The sequence below is a fragment of the Micromonospora sp. IBHARD004 genome (genome assembly GCF_052814115.1).
In genome coordinates, this window is sequence record NZ_CP199934.1 from 1,843,291 (window position 1) to 1,859,266 (window position 15,976).

The 15,976-nt window shown below is 74.0% G+C and carries 12 protein-coding genes; 6 read left to right on the top strand and 6 right to left on the bottom strand.

Translation table 11 applies throughout. From position 1 onward, the window contains the following. The first annotated feature begins 135 nt into the window (after nucleotides 1-135). On the top strand, nucleotides 136-522 hold the full coding sequence (locus ACTWO6_RS09115; protein ID WP_446219208.1) for a VOC family protein: 387 nt from the start codon (nucleotides 136-138) through the stop codon (nucleotides 520-522). Nucleotides 523-586: 64 nt separating this feature from the next. Here ACTWO6_RS09115 and ACTWO6_RS09120 read toward each other — a convergent pair whose 3' ends face one another. From ACTWO6_RS09120 to ACTWO6_RS09135, 4 genes are all read right to left on the bottom strand, one after another. Continuing rightward, on the bottom strand, nucleotides 587-1,552 hold the full coding sequence (locus tag ACTWO6_RS09120) for a hypothetical protein (protein WP_446219209.1): 966 nt from the start codon (nucleotides 1,550-1,552) through the stop codon (nucleotides 587-589). A 349-nt stretch (nucleotides 1,553-1,901) separates the two neighbouring features. Continuing rightward, nucleotides 1,902-3,968, bottom strand: a complete 2,067-nt coding sequence (locus tag ACTWO6_RS09125) for a 3-hydroxyacyl-CoA dehydrogenase NAD-binding domain-containing protein (protein WP_446219210.1) — start codon at nucleotides 3,966-3,968, stop codon at nucleotides 1,902-1,904. Further along, on the bottom strand, nucleotides 3,965-5,185 hold the full coding sequence (locus ACTWO6_RS09130; RefSeq protein ID WP_446219211.1) for a thiolase family protein: 1,221 nt from the start codon (nucleotides 5,183-5,185) through the stop codon (nucleotides 3,965-3,967). The genes ACTWO6_RS09125 and ACTWO6_RS09130 overlap by 4 nt, the downstream gene beginning before the upstream one ends. Nucleotides 5,186-5,377: 192 nt before the next feature. Continuing rightward, nucleotides 5,378-6,700, bottom strand: coding sequence for a ribonuclease D (locus ACTWO6_RS09135; RefSeq protein ID WP_446219212.1), 1,323 nt, complete (start codon nucleotides 6,698-6,700; stop codon nucleotides 5,378-5,380). A gap of 584 nt (nucleotides 6,701-7,284) precedes the next feature. Between ACTWO6_RS09135 and ACTWO6_RS09140 the strand changes: the two genes are divergently transcribed. Beyond that, nucleotides 7,285-8,499 (top strand): trypsin-like peptidase domain-containing protein, encoded by a 1,215-nt coding sequence (locus ACTWO6_RS09140; protein WP_446220604.1) that lies wholly within the window; start codon nucleotides 7,285-7,287, stop codon nucleotides 8,497-8,499. Nucleotides 8,500-8,658: 159 nt separating this feature from the next. Then, the gene (locus ACTWO6_RS09145; RefSeq protein ID WP_446219213.1) at nucleotides 8,659-9,420 is read left to right on the top strand and encodes a hypothetical protein; all 762 of its coding nucleotides are present in this window, start codon (nucleotides 8,659-8,661) and stop codon (nucleotides 9,418-9,420) included. Between the two features lie 111 nt (nucleotides 9,421-9,531). Here the strand turns inward: ACTWO6_RS09145 and ACTWO6_RS09150 are convergent, their stop codons facing one another. Further along, nucleotides 9,532-10,104, bottom strand: a complete 573-nt coding sequence (locus tag ACTWO6_RS09150; protein WP_446219214.1) for a DUF3000 domain-containing protein — start codon at nucleotides 10,102-10,104, stop codon at nucleotides 9,532-9,534. Nucleotides 10,105-10,283: 179 nt separating this feature from the next. On the opposite strand from ACTWO6_RS09150, the gene hemE reads away from it, so the two are divergent. Genes hemE through hemQ form a run of 3 tightly spaced genes read left to right on the top strand, consistent with a single transcriptional unit; the run spans nucleotide 10,284 to nucleotide 13,494 of the window. Continuing rightward, nucleotides 10,284-11,384, top strand: a complete 1,101-nt coding sequence (hemE, locus tag ACTWO6_RS09155; RefSeq protein WP_446219215.1) for a uroporphyrinogen decarboxylase — start codon at nucleotides 10,284-10,286, stop codon at nucleotides 11,382-11,384. Between the two features lie 2 nt (nucleotides 11,385-11,386). Next, nucleotides 11,387-12,796, top strand: coding sequence for a protoporphyrinogen oxidase (gene hemG, locus ACTWO6_RS09160; protein WP_446220605.1), 1,410 nt, complete (start codon nucleotides 11,387-11,389; stop codon nucleotides 12,794-12,796). Beyond that, nucleotides 12,793-13,494, top strand: a complete 702-nt coding sequence (gene hemQ, locus ACTWO6_RS09165) for a hydrogen peroxide-dependent heme synthase (protein ID WP_446219216.1) — start codon at nucleotides 12,793-12,795, stop codon at nucleotides 13,492-13,494. Before hemG ends, hemQ begins: the two co-directional genes overlap by 4 nt. A 58-nt stretch (nucleotides 13,495-13,552) precedes the next feature. Here the strand turns inward: hemQ and ACTWO6_RS09170 are convergent, their stop codons facing one another. Next, nucleotides 13,553-15,862, bottom strand: a complete 2,310-nt coding sequence (locus ACTWO6_RS09170) for an N-acetylmuramoyl-L-alanine amidase (RefSeq protein ID WP_446219217.1) — start codon at nucleotides 15,860-15,862, stop codon at nucleotides 13,553-13,555. Nucleotides 15,863-15,976: the final 114 nt, after the last annotated feature.

Genomic DNA, 15,976 nt, shown 5'->3' on the forward strand with positions numbered 1-15,976 from the left:
GGCCGCGTCAGCCCGACGCGCGGAAAGGGGGTGCGGTCGATGTCCACCACGAACAGTCCCGCGCCCCGCCCCGATCACCGCTGACAGCATCCACCTCCGCGGGGCGCACTCCACTCCACTCCAGGAGGAAGCACCGTGAGTGCGTTGATCCACTGCGTCACCGTCGAGTCCGACGACCCGTACAAGCTGGCCAGCTGGTGGGCGGGGGCGCTCGACCGCCGGCTGCACGACGACGACCACCCGGGTGACCCCGAGGCGGTCCTGGTCGCGCCTGGCGGCCACGGCCCCGACCTGCTCTTCGTCGAGGTCGGGGAGCGGCACGGCAAGGGCGCGTTCCATCTCGACCTGCAACCGGCCGACCGGACCCGGGACGCCGAGGTCGAGCGGCTGCTCGGACTCGGCGCTGCCCTGGTCGCCGACCGCCGCCGTCCGGACGGCACCGGCTGGGTGGTGCTCGCCGACCCGGAGGGCAACGAGTTCTGCGTCTGCCGCAGTGCGGCGGAACGGACCGCCGCGGCCTGACCCGGATACGCGCCGGGCCCCCGCCACCTTCGGGGCGGGGGCCCGGTCACCGGGTCCGGGGCGGTCAGCCCTTCTGCTCGATCTGCCCGCGCATGGTGGCGAACTGGGACTTCAGGTCGTCGGCGGACTTGAAGTAGATGACGATCACGCCGAGGCTGCCGCGGTCGGCCCAGATGCAGACGCCCACCGGGCTGCCGTCGATCTTGCCGTCGCCGCACTTCGCGTCACCGCCCAGCGGGCCGGCGTCCACCGGGCTGAACGTCGTCACCGCCAGCTCGCTGGAGAGGCTCTTGGCACCATCCTCCAGCTCCTTCTTCGGGTCGGCCAGCACGCCGGACGCGCCGGCGATCATGACCAGATCCTTCTTGGCCGGGTTGCCGTAGAACGCGCCGACGGTGCTGGTGGCGTCCGGAACGTCCTTCTTCATCTCCGCGCTCATCTGCTCGGCGGCGGACGTCAACTGCGGATCCGTCACCTTGGGCTTGCCAGCCAGCGTCGCGGGCGCCACCAGGCGGGTCTTGGTGGCGTCCACCACCTCGCCGACCTTGTCCTTGGTGGTGAAGTAGAGGACCGCGCCGCCGCCCAGGCAGAGCGCCACCACGACGGCCAGGGTGATCAGCAGGATCCGGCCGACATTCGACTTCTTGGGCGGGGGGCCGGCCGGGGTGCCGTAGGACGGCCGGCCGCTCTCCAGGTAGGAGCCGGCCTGCGGGGCGGACTGCTCGCCCGGGTAGCCGCCGCCGTACTGGGGGCCGGGCTGCTGGGGCGGGTAGCCGCCGCCGTACTGAGGGTCCGACTGCTGGGGCGGGTAGCCGCCGCCGTACTGCGGGCCGGGCTGCTGCGGCGGGTAGCCGCCGCCGTACTGGGGGTCCGACTGCTCGCCCGGGTAGCCGCCGCCGTACTGGGGGCCGGGCTGCTGGGGCGGGTAGCCGCCGTACTGCGGGCCGGGCTGCTGCGAGGGGTAGCCGCCGGGCTGCTGCTGCGGCGGCGGGTAGGAACCGGGATAGGGGTTGGACGGGGGCTGGGACATGGGTCAGCTCCAGGTAAAGATCCGGGACGGATGATCCTAGTCAGGCCGGCCGACCTGCCGCTGTCCGCCCCACGTCGACGTGACGAAACCGCCGCCGGGTCGTGACCAGGCACGGCGTACCGGGCCCGGAGCGACGGCCGCCACCCCGGAGGGACCGGCCCCCGCACCGCGGCCGGGAAGCCCGGCTCGGTGCGCCGCCGGGCCGGGAGGTCCGCCCCCGGAAATGACGATCGCGGTGGCCGGTCCGTCCGGAGGGGCGGTCGGCCACCGCGATCGCGGGGGAGCGGGGGTGGGTCAGGCTGACGGCTCCAGGTCGCGGCGCGGCGTCAGACGCGCCGAGCTGGAGTTGTCACAGCAGGCTGGCGACCCCGCGCGGCAGGAACCGCTGGCCGGTGACCCGCTCGGAGGTGCCGGTCCGGTCCAGGTACGGCGTGACGCCGCCCAGGTGGAACGGCCAGCCGGCGCCGAGGATCATGCACAGGTCGATGTCCTGCGCCTCGGCGACGACGCCCTCGTCGAGCATCAGCCGGATCTCCTGCGCCAGCGCGTCGAGCGCGTTCTGGCGCACCTGCTCGGCGGTGAGCGGCTGGTCGCCGACCACGAGCAGCTTGGCGACCTCCTCGTTGACCTGGTCCTCGACCACGATCGGCTGCCCGGAGTCGGCGATCCGCTTCAGGTTCTCGCTAACCGCGAACCGGTCCGGGAACGCGGCGTGCAGGGTGCCGCCCACGTGGTACGCCACGGCCGGGCCGACCAGCTGGAGCAGGGCGAGCGGGCGCATCGGCAGGCCGAGCGGGTCCAGCGCGCTGTTCGCCACGTCGAGCGGGGTGCCCTGGTCCACGGCGGCGAAGACCGTGCCGAGGAAGCGGGTGAGCAGCCGGTTGACCACGAACGCCGGGGCGTCCTTCACCAGCACCGAGGACTTCCTCAGCTGCTTGCCGACCGCGAACGCGGTGGCCAGCGTGGCGTCGTCGGTCCGCTCGGCCCGGACGATCTCCAGCAGCGGCATCATCGCGACCGGGTTGAAGAAGTGGAAGCCGACCACCCGCTCCGGGTGCTCCAGCTCGGCCGCCATCGCGGTGACCGACAGCGACGAGGTGTTCGTCGCCAGGACCGCCTCCGGCTTGACGATCTTCTCCAGCTCGGCCCAGACCTGCTTCTTGACGTCGAGGTCCTCGAAGACGGCCTCGATGACGAAGTCGGCGTCGGCGAAGACGGACTTGTCGACCGAGCCGCTGACCAGGCCGTACAGCTTGGCGGCGGTGCCCTTGTCCATCCGGCCCTTGCTGACGGCCTTCTCGATCTGGGTGTGCACGTAGCCGACGCCCTTGTCCACCCGGGCCTGGTCCAGGTCGGTCATCACGACCGGCACCTGGAGGCGGCGGGCGAAGAGCAGCGCGAGCTGGCTGGCCATCAGGCCGGCGCCGACGATGCCCACCTTGGTGACCGAGCGTGCCAGCCCCTTGTCCGGCGCGCCGGCCGGCCGCTTGGCCCGCCGCTGCACCAGGTCGAACGCGTACAGGCCGCTGCGCAGCTCCTCGGAGAAGACCAGGTCCGCCAGGGCCTCGTCCTCGGCGGCCGTGCCGGTGGCGAAGTCGGCGTCCTTCGCCGTCTCCAGCAGGTCCAGTGCCTTGTACGCGGCCGGGACCGCGCCGTGCAGCCGCTGGTCGAGGGTCTGCCGGGCGAAGTAGAGCACGCCCGCCCACATGTCCTTGTCGACCTCGGGCCGGGTCACCGTGACGTCGCCCCGGACCACGCCGGCGGCCCACTCCAGGGACCGCTCCAGGAAGTCCGCCGGCTCCAGCAGCACGTCCGCGATGCCCATCTCGGCGGCCTGCTTCGGCTTGAGCATCTTGTTCTGCATCAGCGGGTTCTGGATGATCACCTGGGTGGCGGCCGGGATGCCGATCAGGTTCGGCAGCAGTTGGGTGCCGCCCCAGCCGGGGACCAGGCCGAGCGAGACCTCGGGCAGCGCCAGGGCAGCCGCGCCACCGGAGAGCGTCCGGTAGTGGCAGTGCAGGGCCAGCTCCAGGCCGCCGCCCATCGCCGCGCCGTTGACGAAGGCGAAGGTCGGGATCTCGCTGTCCTTCAGGCGGGCGAAGACCCGGTGGCCGAGCCGGCCGATCTCCAGCGCCTGCGCGCGGTCGGCGAGCGCCGGCAGGCCGACGATGTCCGCGCCCACGCAGAAGATGTACGGCTTGCCGGTGACCGCGATGAACGCCGGGTTCGCCGCCAGGGCGACGGTGATCGCCTCGTCCAGGCTGGTGAGCCCGGCCGGGCCGAAGGTGTTCGGCTTGGTGTGGTCGAAGCCGTTGTCCAGGGTGATCAGGGCGGCGGGACGGTCCAGCCCCGGCACGTTCACCTGGCGCAGCAGCGCCTTGGTGACGACCTCGTTCGGTGCGGCGAGCGCGCTCACTTGTTGCCCTCCCCCTGAGCCGGCTTGCCGGACTCCGTCCAGTGTGGGTTCTCCCAGATCACGGTGCCGCCCATGCCGATGCCGATGCACATGGCGGTGAGGCCGTAGCGGACCTCGGGGTGCTCGGCGAACTGCCGGGCGAGCTGGGTCATCAGCCGCACACCCGAGGACGCGAGCGGGTGACCGATGGCGATCGCACCGCCCCACGGGTTGACCCGCGGGTCGTCGTCGGCGATGCCGAAGTGGTCGAGGAAGGCGAGCACCTGCACGGCGAACGCCTCGTTCAGCTCGAACAGGCCGATGTCGTCGATGGTGAGGCCGGCGATGCGCAGCGCCTTCTCGGTCGACGGGATCGGGCCGACGCCCATCACCTCGGGCTCGACGCCGACGAAGCCGAACGACACCAGCCGCATGGCGACCGGGAGGCCCAGCTCGCGAGCGACGTCCTCGGAGGCGAGCAGGCTCGCGGTGGCGCCGTCGTTCAGGCCGGCCGCGTTGCCCGCGGTGACCTTGCCGTGCGGGCGGAACGGGGTCTTCAGGGTGGCCAGCTTCTCCAGGGAGGTGTCCCGGGGAGCCTCGTCCACGGTGGCCAGACCCCAGCCGTTCTCCTCGTCGCGGATGGCGACCGGCACCAGGTCGTCCTGGAGCTTGCCGTTGGCGTACGCCTTCGCGGTCTTCTGCTGCGAGGCGAGCGCGAACGCGTCGGTGCGCTCCTTGGTGATGTGCGGGACCAGGTCGTGCAGGTTCTCCGCGGTGGCACCCATGACCAGGGCGGACGGGTCGACCAGCTTCTCCGCGATGATCCGCGGGTTGGGGTCGACGCCCTCACCCATCGGGTGGCGGCCCATGTGCTCGACGCCGCCGGCGATGGCGATGTCGTACGCGCCCATGGCGATGCCGCTGGCGACGGTGGTGACGGCGGTCATCGCGCCGGCGCACATCCGGTCGATCGCGAAGCCGGGGACCGTCTTGGGCAGGCCGGCCAGCAGGGCGGCGGTGCGGCCGATGGTCAGGCCCTGGTCGCCGATCTGGGTGGTGGCGGCGATGGCGACCTCCTCGACCCGCTCCGGCGGCAGCTGCGGGTTACGGCGCAGCAGCTCGCGGATGCAGCGGATGACCAGGTCGTCGGCGCGGGTGTTGGCGTACATGCCACCCGCCTTGCCGAACGGGGTACGGACGCCGTCGACGAAGACGACATCTCGAACTTCACGGGGCACTTGAGCCTCCTAGCCGGCACTGGCATTTCCCTCGGATGCTACTCGCCAGTAACCAACGCCGACACCACCCCCCGTGTGGCCCACCCCACACCCGCTGCCCGACCACCGGCTCGCGGTGATCATGAAGTTGTCGTCGGTCCACACGGCGGGTCGTGACAACAACTTCATGATCAACGCGCAAGGCGGTGGGGGTCAGGGGGTGGGGATGGTGAGGGCCTCGGTGAGGGCGGGGAGGAGGAGGGCGATCTGCCATTCGCGGGCGTTGAAGCCGCGGAGCGTCTCCGCCACCGTGTCGTCGGTGATCTCCTCCGGGGGCTGCCAGGCCAGCCGGCGGATCGAGTCGGGGGCGATCAGGTTCTCCGGCGGGAGGTTGTGCTCGCCGGCGATCCGGATCACCACCTCCCGGCAGCGGGCCAGCCGGCCGGCGGCCACCGGGTCGCGCTCGGCCCAGCGGTGCGGCGGCGGCGGACCCTCCACCGTGGGGGCCACCGGCAGGGCGTCCTCCGGCAGCTGGCGGGCGTCGTCCAGGGCCGCCAGCCAGGTGCGGGCGAGCCGGCGCACCGACCGGCCGCCGAAGCCGGGGAGGGTGAGCAGGGTCTTCTCGTCCTTCGGGTCCAGCTCGGCGGCGGCCACGATGGCCGAGTCGGGCAGCACCCGGCCCGGGGCGGCGTCCCGCCGGACGGCGATCTGGTCCCGGGCGTACCAGAGGGAACGGACCCGGGCCTGCGCCCGCGCGCCCCGGACCCGGTGGATGCCGGAGGTCCGCCGCCAGGGCTCCGCGCGGACCCGCGGCGGACGGGCGCCGGAGCGGACCAGCGCGGCGAACTCCTCCGCCGCCCACGCCGACTTGCCCTGCCGGCGCAGCTCCTCGTCGAGGGCGTCCCGCAGGTCGACCAGCATCTCCACGTCCAGCGCCGCGTACGTCAGCCAGGACTCCGGCAACGGCCGGCTGGACCAGTCCGCCGCCGAGTGGTGCTTCTCCAGGGTGTAGCCGAGCAGCTGCTCGGTCAGCGCGGCCAGGCCGACCCGATCGAAACCGGCCAGCCGGGCGGCCAGCTCGGTGTCGAAGAGCCGCCGGGGTCGCAACCCCACCTCGGCCAGGCAGGCCAGGTCCTGGCTGGCGGCGTGCAGCACCCACTCGGCCCCGCCGATCGCCGCGTCCAGGGCGGCCAGATCGGGCAGCGGCAGCGGATCGATCAGCGCCGTGCCGGAGCCGGCCCGGCGCAGCTGCACCAGGTAGGCCCGCTGGCTGTAGCGGTACCCCGAGGCGCGCTCGGCGTCCAGGGCCACCGGCCCGGTGCCCGCGGCGAAGCGGGCCACGACCTCGTCGAGCTCGCTCGGGGTGGCCACCGGCGCGGGCGTGCCCTCGCGTGGCGCGGTGAGCGGTACGGGCCCGCCGGTGCTGGGTTCGGTCCCCGCGTCAGCCGGCGCCGGCGCGGCCGGTGACGGGTGCTGAGATACCTCTCCCGTACGGCTTTCGGCGGGCCGACGGCGCAGGGGTGGTTCGTCGGTCACCTGACAACCCTAGTGCGCGACCGGATCCGGTGTGCGCAGCCGGTCGGGTGCGTGTCGACCAGCTGGCCGCCGGGTGTCGTGACGGCGTCGGGTGGCGCCGACGTGGCAGGGTCGGACATCGGGGGAGACAAACCCCGTTCACGCAGGTACGGTCCATCGAGCCGCCGAGCGACCGGGGGGCCTGGGTGGCATCGCGGCACGGCGTCTACGGGGAGGACGTGGCGATCATGACGGCTGGGTACGGGTCGGGCGACGGGACGCCGGGACACGGCGCCGACGAGGCCACCGAGGGTGGCCGCGCGGAACGTCCCGAGACGGGCCGGCCGGGTCCGCTGCCGCCGCGCTTCGAGCCGCACCGACCGGTCGTTCCCGGCTACCCGGCGGCCGTCCCCGGCCCGCCGACCCCGGCTGCCGCCTTTCCTCCCGCGCCTGCCGGCCCATCGGGCGAGCCGGCCACCGGCTTCCCTCCCGCGCCCGCCGGCGCACCGACCGCCTTCCCGCCGGCGTCCGCCAACCGGCCGGTCGCCGGCTACTCCGCCGCCCCCGGCTCGCCGCCCGGCGCCTCCGCCCCTGGTCAGTCGATGATGGGTGGCCAGCACGGCCTGTCTTCGCCCGCCGGGTTCGGGGCGGCCGCGCCCGCCTCGGAGACCGGACTGACGGGGCCGGGGCAGTCGAGCGTTCCCGGCCCCCGGGCCGGCTGGTCCGCGCCGCCGCCGAACAGCGGCCAGTGGGGCGCTCCGACCGGTCCCGGGTCCGCCGCGGCCGGGGTGCCGGGCGGGTCGGGCGGATGGTCGCCGACCGAGCCGGCGCCGGAGCAGCCGTCCCGCGCACCGTGGCCGGGCGCGTCCCCCGGGCAGCCGAGCGCCGGACCGGGCCATCCCGTGGGCCAGCCGATCTCCGGACCGGCGTACCCGGGTGGCCAGCCGGCCTCCGGACCGGCGTACCCGGGTGGCCAGCCGGCCTCCGCGCCCGCGTACCCGGGCGGGCCGGGCGGTTGGCCGGTCCCCGCGGCCGGGCCCGACCGGCGGCGTCGGCTGCCCGTGGTGGCGCTCGCGCTCGCCGTGGTGCTGGCCGTCGTCGCCGGGGTGCAGGCGTACCAGCTGCACCGGCTGGACGACCGGCTCGCCGCCAGCGACCGCCGGCTGGCCGAGGCGCAGCGCGCCGACGGCACCCGACTGGACAGCCTCGACAAGCGCACGGAGGGGCTGGAGAAGCAGGTCGGCGCGGCGTTCAACCCGGAGGCCGTGGCGAGCGCCGTGCTGCCCAGCGTGTTCCGGGTCCGGGCCGGCCAGTTCACCGGTACGGCGTTCGCGATCGGCAAGCCGCCCGCGGGCGGCGGCACCACCCTGCTCACCAACTTCCACGTGGTGGAGTCGGTCTTCGACGGCGGCGGCCGGAAGGTCTTCCTGGAGCGGACCGACCAGCGCTTCGAGGCCACCATCGTCAAGGTCGACAAGGCCAAGGACATCGCCCAGCTGCGGACCACCGCCAAGTTCACCGGCCTGGTCGCCGCCGGCACGCCGGTCAAGTCCGGGCAGCAGATCGTCGTGGTCGGCGCCCCGCTGGGCCTGCAGGACAGCGTGACCACCGGCGTGGTGAGCGCGTTTCGTAAGGATGAGGACGGTTCCGGTCCGGTCATCCAGTTCGACGCGCCGATCAACCCCGGCAACTCGGGCGGCCCGGTGATCAACGGCTCGAAGGAGGTCGTCGGCATCGCCACCGCCAAGGCCAGGGACGCCGAGGGAATCGGCCTCGCGGTGCCGATCAGGACCGCCTGCGACACCTTCAAGCTCTGCTGACCGAACGACCGACCGAACGAATCGGCCCGCCGCCCGGCTGGCCTTGACTCCACCCCGCACCGTCGAACCTGTGGCGGCCGACGCCGTCGGCCCTCGACCCGCAGACCCCGGCCCTTCGGGGCCACCCCACGGGGGAACAGCAATCCGGAGGAAGAAGAGATGTCCCAGCCACCCAACGGGCCAGAGGGCCACCGGCCGGCCTACCCGCCGCAGCCGCCGGCCGGTGGCGTCTACGGCACCCCGTACGGCGCCCGCCAGCCCGAACCCCAGCGGTACGGCCCGCCCCAGCCGGACCCGACCGTGCCCCAGCCCGTCCAGCCCGCGTCCACCCCGCCGGTGCCCGGCCAGTACGCGCCGGGCTCCGCCCCGGTGTCGGGCCCGACGTACCCGCAGCCGTTCTCGGCGCCGCCGATGTCCGCCCCGCCGGTCTCCGGTCCGGACTTCGGCCAGCCGATGTCCGCCCCGCCCGGTTCGGTCCCGCCCTACGGCGCCCCCGCCGCGGGCGCCGGCAAGGGCCGCACGACGCTGATCCTCGCCCTCGTCGCGGGGCTGCTCTTCGTCCTCGGCGGCGTGATGACCGGCCTGTTCGTCACCAAGAACAACGAGCTGAACCGTACCGAGAAGAAGCTCTCCGCCCAGGTCAGCGAGCGGGACGGCACCATCGCGGCGAACAAGCAGGAGATGGAGAAGCTCAAGACCGACCTGCAGTCCGTGCGGGACAAGCTGGCCGACACGGAGCAGGACCTGACCGGCACCAAGAACGACCGGGACGAGCAGGCCCGGCAGAAGAAGGTCATCGCCACCTGCCTGGACAAGCTGACCCAGGCGATGGCGGCGGCGTCGGCCGGCAACCGGGCCGCCTTCGACAAGGCCAGCAAGGGCCTGGAAAAGGTCTGCGACGAGGCCGAGAACTACCTCTGAGCCGCGACCCGGGCGTCGATCATGGAGTTGTGGCACCCGCCGAAAGGGGCGGATCGCCACGAACGAGGCGCCACACCTCCATGATCGTCCCCGGGAAGGGGACGAGCGGGGTCAGGTGGTGGTGGCGGGGCGGTGGGACGGGAGGGCCGTCACGCCGGGTGGGGGCAGGCCGGCGGTCGAGGCCAGCAGGGCGCACCAGCCGAGCAGGTGCGCGGCCAGGTCGACGCCGAGCGGCGTCCAGGACGCGCGGATCTCGATGTCGCCGGCCGCGGGCGGCCCGGCCAGCTCCCCGAACCGGGTCGACAGGGTCTGGGTGACAGTGCCGCCGATCGCCCGGTGCCGGGCGTGCTGCGCGTCCAGCGCATCGGTCAGCCACGTCCAGCCCACCCCGGGCAGCAGCGGGTCGGCGGCGAGATCCACCTCCAGCTCGGCGGTCACGTAGGTGACCAGCCGCAGGGTGCCCTGCCACGCCTCGTGCCCGGCCGGGTCGTGCAGCAGGATCAACCGCCCGGTGGCCACCTCGTCGCCGTCGCGCAGCACCCCGGCGGAGAGCGCGAACGCGTACGGCGCCAGCCGCTGGGGCGCCCCGACCTCCTCCAGCACGATCTCCGGCCGGGGGGTGACCGACCGCAGTCCGGCGACCGCGCGGGCGAAGGTTTCCGGGAGCGCGATCGGGGGGGCCATGCCGGCAGCCTATTCCGCCGCCCGCCCGGTCGTCCGGACGGCGCGCCGAGGGGCGCGATCACGATCATCGGAGCGCGGGAGCGGTGACCGTCCGTGCGTCCGTACCGGCGTCGCGGGCCCCGTCACAAAAGGCGGCGGTGCCCGCTGGCCGCCCCCGGGGGCGTGGCACGATTGCCGCGATGACCACCGACACCACGGGCACTGCCGCCCGAGACGGAGATCCCCGCCGCGGCGGGCCGGCCGACTCGCCCTTCGTCCGGGCCTGCCGCCGTGAGCCCGTCCCGCACACCCCGGTCTGGTTCATGCGCCAGGCCGGCCGGTCGCTGCCGGAGTACCGCGAGATCCGGGCCAACGTGGCGATGCTGGAGTCCTGCCGCCGCCCCGAGCTGGTCGCCGAGATCACCCTCCAGCCGGTCCGCCGGCACGGGGTGGACGCGGCGATCCTGTTCAGCGACATCGTGGTCCCGGTGGCCGCCGCCGGGGTCGACCTGGACATCGTGGCCGGCACCGGGCCCGTGGTGGCCCAGCCGGTGCGCACCGCCGAGGACGTCGAACGGATCCGCCCGATCACCCGCGACGACGTGTCCTACGTGGACGAGGCGGTCCGGCTGCTCGTCACGGAGCTGGGCGACACCCCGCTGATCGGGTTCGCCGGCGCCCCGTTCACCCTGGCCAGCTACCTGGTCGAGGGCGGCCCGTCGCGGACCCACGCCAAGACCAAGGCCCTGATGTACGGCGAGCCGGAGCTCTGGCACGCCCTCTGCGGCCGGCTGGCCGAGGTGACCCTCGCCTTCCTCCGGGTGCAGGTCGACGCCGGGGTCTCCGCGGTGCAGCTCTTCGACTCGTGGGCCGGCGCGCTCTCCGAGGCCGACTACCGCCGCTACGTGCTGCCGCACTCGGCGGCCGTGCTCTCCGGGCTGGCCGACGCGGGCGTGCCGCGGATCCACTTCGGGGTGGGCACCGGCGAGCTGCTCGGCGCGATGGGTGAGGCCGGCGCGGACGTGGTCGGCGTGGACTGGCGTACCCCGCTCGACGCCGCGACCCGCCGGATCGGCCCGGACAAGGCCGTCCAGGGCAACCTCGACCCGTGCCTGCTGCTCGCCCCCTGGCCGGTGGTGGAGGCCGAGGTGCGGCGGATCCTCGACCAGGGGCGGGCCGCCCCCGGTCACGTCTTCAACCTCGGCCACGGCGTGCTGCCGGAGACCGACCCCGACGTGCTGACCCGGGTGGTCGCGCTGGTGCACGATCTCTCCGCGCGGCCGGTCGAGCAGGGGAGATGACCGTGCGGCAACCGTGGCGGGTGGCGATCGTCGGTGGCGGGATCACCGGGCTGGCCGCCGCCGTCCGGTTGCGCGACCGCGCCCCCGCCGGCACCGAGATCACCGTGTACGAGCAGTCCGGCGCCCTCGGTGGCAAGCTGCGCACCGGCGAGCTGGCCGGGCAGGCCGTCGAGTTCGGCGCGGAGTCGTTCCTGATGCGCGACCCGGCCGGCGCGGAGTCCGCCGCCGTCAGCCTGGTCCGCCGGCTCGGGCTGGCCGACGCGATCGTCCACCCCACTGTCGGGCAGGCCGCGCTCGCCGTCGACGGCGGGCTGCGCCCGGTCCCGGGCGGCACGCTGGTCGGCGTACCGGGGGACCTGGCGAAGGTGGCGGCGGTGGCGACGCCCGCCGCGGACGCCGACCGCGACGGCGGCCGGCCGCTGCTCGGGCCGGACGAGGACGTGGCGGTCGGCGCGCTGGTCCGCGACCGCCTCGGCGACCAGGTGGTGGACCGGCTGGTCGACCCGATGCTCGGCGGCGTGTACGCCGGCCGGGCCGACGACCTCTCCCTGGTCACCACCATGCCGGCGCTGGCCCGGGCGGCCCGGGTCGAGCACACCCTGGTCGGCGCGGTCCGGGCGGCCCAGGCCGCCGCGCCGCGCGCCCCCGGCGCGCCGGTCTTCGGCACCCTGGCCGGCGGGCTGAGCACCCTGGTCGAGGCGGCGGCGACCGCCAGCGGCGCGACCGTCCGGCGGGACGCGGCGGTGCGCGAGCTGCACCCGACGGCGACCGGCTGGCGGCTGGTGATCGGCCCCACCAGGGACCCGGAGCTGGTCGAGGTCGACGCGGTGGTGCTCGCGGTGCCGGCCCGGCCGGCCGCCCGGCTGCTCGCCGGCCCGGCGCCCGAGGTGGCCACGGCCGTCGGCGGGCTCGACTACGCCAGCGTCGCACTGGTCACCATGGGCCTGCCCGAGCCGGAGCTGCCCGAGCTCTCCGGGTTCCTGGTGCCGGCCACCGAGGGGCTGCTGATCAAGGCCGCGACCTTCTTCACCACCAAGTGGGGGCACCTGCGCCAGGCCGACGGGCTCGCCCTGGTCCGCGCCTCGGTCGGCCGGTACGGCGACGAGACGTCGCTGCAGCTGACCGACGGCGACCTGGTTGCCACCGTGCACCGGGAGCTGTCCAAGGTGCTGGGCACCCCGCTGCCCACCCCGGTCGCCAGCCACGTGCAGCGGTGGGGCGGGGCCCTGCCGCAGTACGCCCCCGGCCACCTCGACCGGGTGGCCGCGGCCCGGACGGCGCTGCGCGCCGCCCACCCCACGCTGGTCCTGGCCGGCGCCGGTTACGACGGCGTCGGCATCCCGGTCTGCGTCCGCTCCGGCGAGACCGCGGCCGAGGAGATCATCACTGCCCTGGGAGGATCGGGTTCATGACCGAGCAGACCAACGCGGCCCGGCTCAAGGAGCTGAACGCCACCGTCCGTTACACCATGTGGTCGGTGTACCGGGCCACCAGCCCGCTCCCGTCGCTGCGCGAGAACGTCGTCGACGAGGTCGAGGCCCTCTTCGAGGAGCTGGCCGGCAAGGACGTGACGATCCGCGGCACGTACGACGTCGCCGGCCTGCGCGCCGACGCCGACCTGCTGATCTGGTGGCACTCCTCGTCCAGCGACGCGCTGCAGGACGCCTACCTGCGGTTCCGGCGTACCACGCTGGGCCGGGCGCTCACCCCGGTCTGGTCGCAGATGGCGCTGCACCGGCCGGCGGAGTTCAACAAGAGCCACATCCCGGCGTTCCTGGCCGGCGAGGAGGCCCGGGCCTACCTCTGCGTCTACCCGTTCGTCCGCTCCTACGAGTGGTACCTGCTGCCGGACGCCGAGCGGCGGGAGATGCTCGCGGAGCACGGCCGGCTGGCCCGCGGCTACCCGGACGTGCGGGCCAACACGGTCGCCTCGTTCGCCCTGGGCGACTACGAGTGGATGCTCGCCTTCGAGGCCGACGAGCTGCACCGGATGGTCGACCTGATGCGCGACCTGCGGGCCTCCGGCGCCCGCCGGCACGTCCGGGAGGAGATCCCCTTCTACACCGGCCGACGACGCTCGATCGCTGACATCGTCACCTGCCTGGTCTGACCGTCGACACGGAACGGGCCCCGGAGAATGCTCTCCGGGGCCCGTCGTCCTGTCGGGGTCAGCGCACGTAGGCCAGACCGTCGGTGGTGACGCGGGGGCGCCCTGACGTGCCCACCACCACGATCTTCACGGTGTGCTTTGCGCTGGCGGTCCAGCTCTTCGACCAGACCGCCTGGCGGTACAGCGTGGTGCTGGACCTGAGGTCCACCGTGCTCACCTTCACCCCGTCGACCCAGACCTCCGCCTGGCCGGAGGTCGACGTTCGCGCTGCGACGAAGGAGACCGAGCGACCGGTGAAGGTCCAGGACAGCGAGGCCTTGGCCGCGGTGGCGGTCAGCGCCGAGCCGCCCAGGTAGCTGCTGCTCGAGTAGGTCGACCAGGTGCCCGAGCGGGTGGCACTGGTCTCGGCGAGCAGGACCGGGGTCCAGCTCGCCGAGGAGGTGGAGTTGTTGCCCGACCAGTCCTGCGCCCGCATTGACCAGGCGGTGGTGACGCCCGGCTTCGTCGTGGTGCTGTACGCGCCACTCGCGCCGAAGGTGCCGGTTGTCGGGGCGGTCAGCGCGACCTGCCGGACGGTCACGTTGTCCGCCGCACGCCAGCCCAGGCTCACCGGCACCGCCGTGCTGCTCACCGTGCCGGTGCGCAGGGAGAGCGTGGGCACCTGCGGGAAGGTCGGCAGGGTGACGTCGGAGACGATGGCCTGCCCGGCGCTCGTCGCGGTACGCCCCAGCCGGTGCACGCCCCGGATCTGGATGGTGTGCGCGCCCGGCTTGATGCTGGTGAGGGCCGCCGAGCGGGCCGTGCTCGCCGCCGTCGCAGCCACCACTCCGTCCACCAAAACCTCGAAGCGGGAGATCAGCGCGCTCGGCGTGCTAACCGTCCAGGACACGTTCAGCGTGGTCCTGACGTAGTAGGTGGTGCCGTTCCTGTTACCCGTGGTGGCAGTGATGCCCAAGCCGTAGATGCTGGCCGCCTTGCTGCGGATGACGCCGAGCTGGCCGTAGAGCGCGTCGCCGGGGCACTCGGTGGCCACCGCGTCGCGGTGCCCGGAGATCCGGTTGAAGACCACCTGTTCGCCGAGGTGGTACTTGCCCTCCACGCCGGAGGTCAGGGTGACCTTGCTGGACGGGTCGTTGCCGTACTGGCCGAGCTTGTACGCGGCGACGTGCGCGACGGCGTCCTGCACCACGGTGGGGATGCCGGTGCTGATGTAGGTGCCGAGCACGGCGATCGCGGCGTTGTCGGTGTTGAAGCCGTAGGTGTGCGCCCCGGTCACCGGCTTGTCGATGCCGCCCTTGCGGCCCTCGAAGACGACCCCGCACTTGTCGGCGAGGAAGTTGTAGCCGATGTCGTTCCACCCGTTGCTCTTGACGTGGTAGATCTCGATGCCCCGCACGAGGGCCGCCGAGTCGGCGCAGCTGTAGTCGTTGGTGCCGGCGGTGTGGTGCACGAAGAACGCCTTGACCGTGGTCCCGTACGTCGGCGGGTCGGTGACGATCGACTCGTCCGCCTTCCACTCCGCGCGGGTGACCACCTTCGGCGTCGGGATCGGGTTCGCCGGGGCGGTGGGCGCCACGGTGGGCGCGGTCGTGGTGGGCGCCGGGGCCGAGGTGGTGGTCGGCGTGGGCGCGGTGGTCGTCGCCGGCGGGGCGGTGGTCTCGGCCGGGGCGGTGGTCTCGGCCGGCGCGGTGGTTTCGGTCGGCGCCGGGGCGGTGGTCTCGGCCGGCGCGGTGTCGGTGGGGGCCGGGTCGGTCGGGGTGGGCTCGAGCGCCTGCACCTCGGCGACCGGCTGGAGGCGCTCCGGCCGGATCTGTCCGACGCCGGCCGCACCGGCCTTGCGGCGCTTCGTCAGGCCCGGGTCGACCAGTTCCAGGCGCAGCCCGGCGGGAAGCTGGTCGCTGGTGCCGCCGGCGGCCGCCGTGGCCCGCACCTCGACCCCGTCGGACTGGCCGACCCAGAGCGGGTCCGTGCCGCCGCGTGCCTTGCCGGCGGTCGCCTCGGCGCCCGGCTCCGGACCGAAGTGGTTGTCGAGCTCCAGCGGCCGCCAACCGGACCACTTGCCGTCCACTGCGTGGGTGCGGACGGCGATCGTGCCCTTGAAGTCGACGTTGGGGTTCGCCCAGGTCACGCCGACCATGGCGAACCGTTCGGTGTCCCGCCTCGGGATCGTCACCTCGCGGCCGTTCGCGGCCGGGAAGGCCACGGTGTGCAGGGCCGTGCTGACCGGTCCCGCCCCCTCGCCCCACACGGCGCTGTCCTCGCCGAAGCCGGCGGCGGCCAGGCTCGCCGTGCCGGCCACGGCGGTGGCGACTATCGCGGCCCCGATGCCGGCCGTCCGGCGGTTCCAGCGGATCCCCGTAAATCTCACAGTTGAGTCCCTCCGAATGATCTCACTGGAGGGCTCAGCGTAATCAATGCCGTGGGCGTTACCCCGACCGGTCGGCGGCTCGTCGCCGACGGGCTCGTCCGCCCTGCCCGGGAC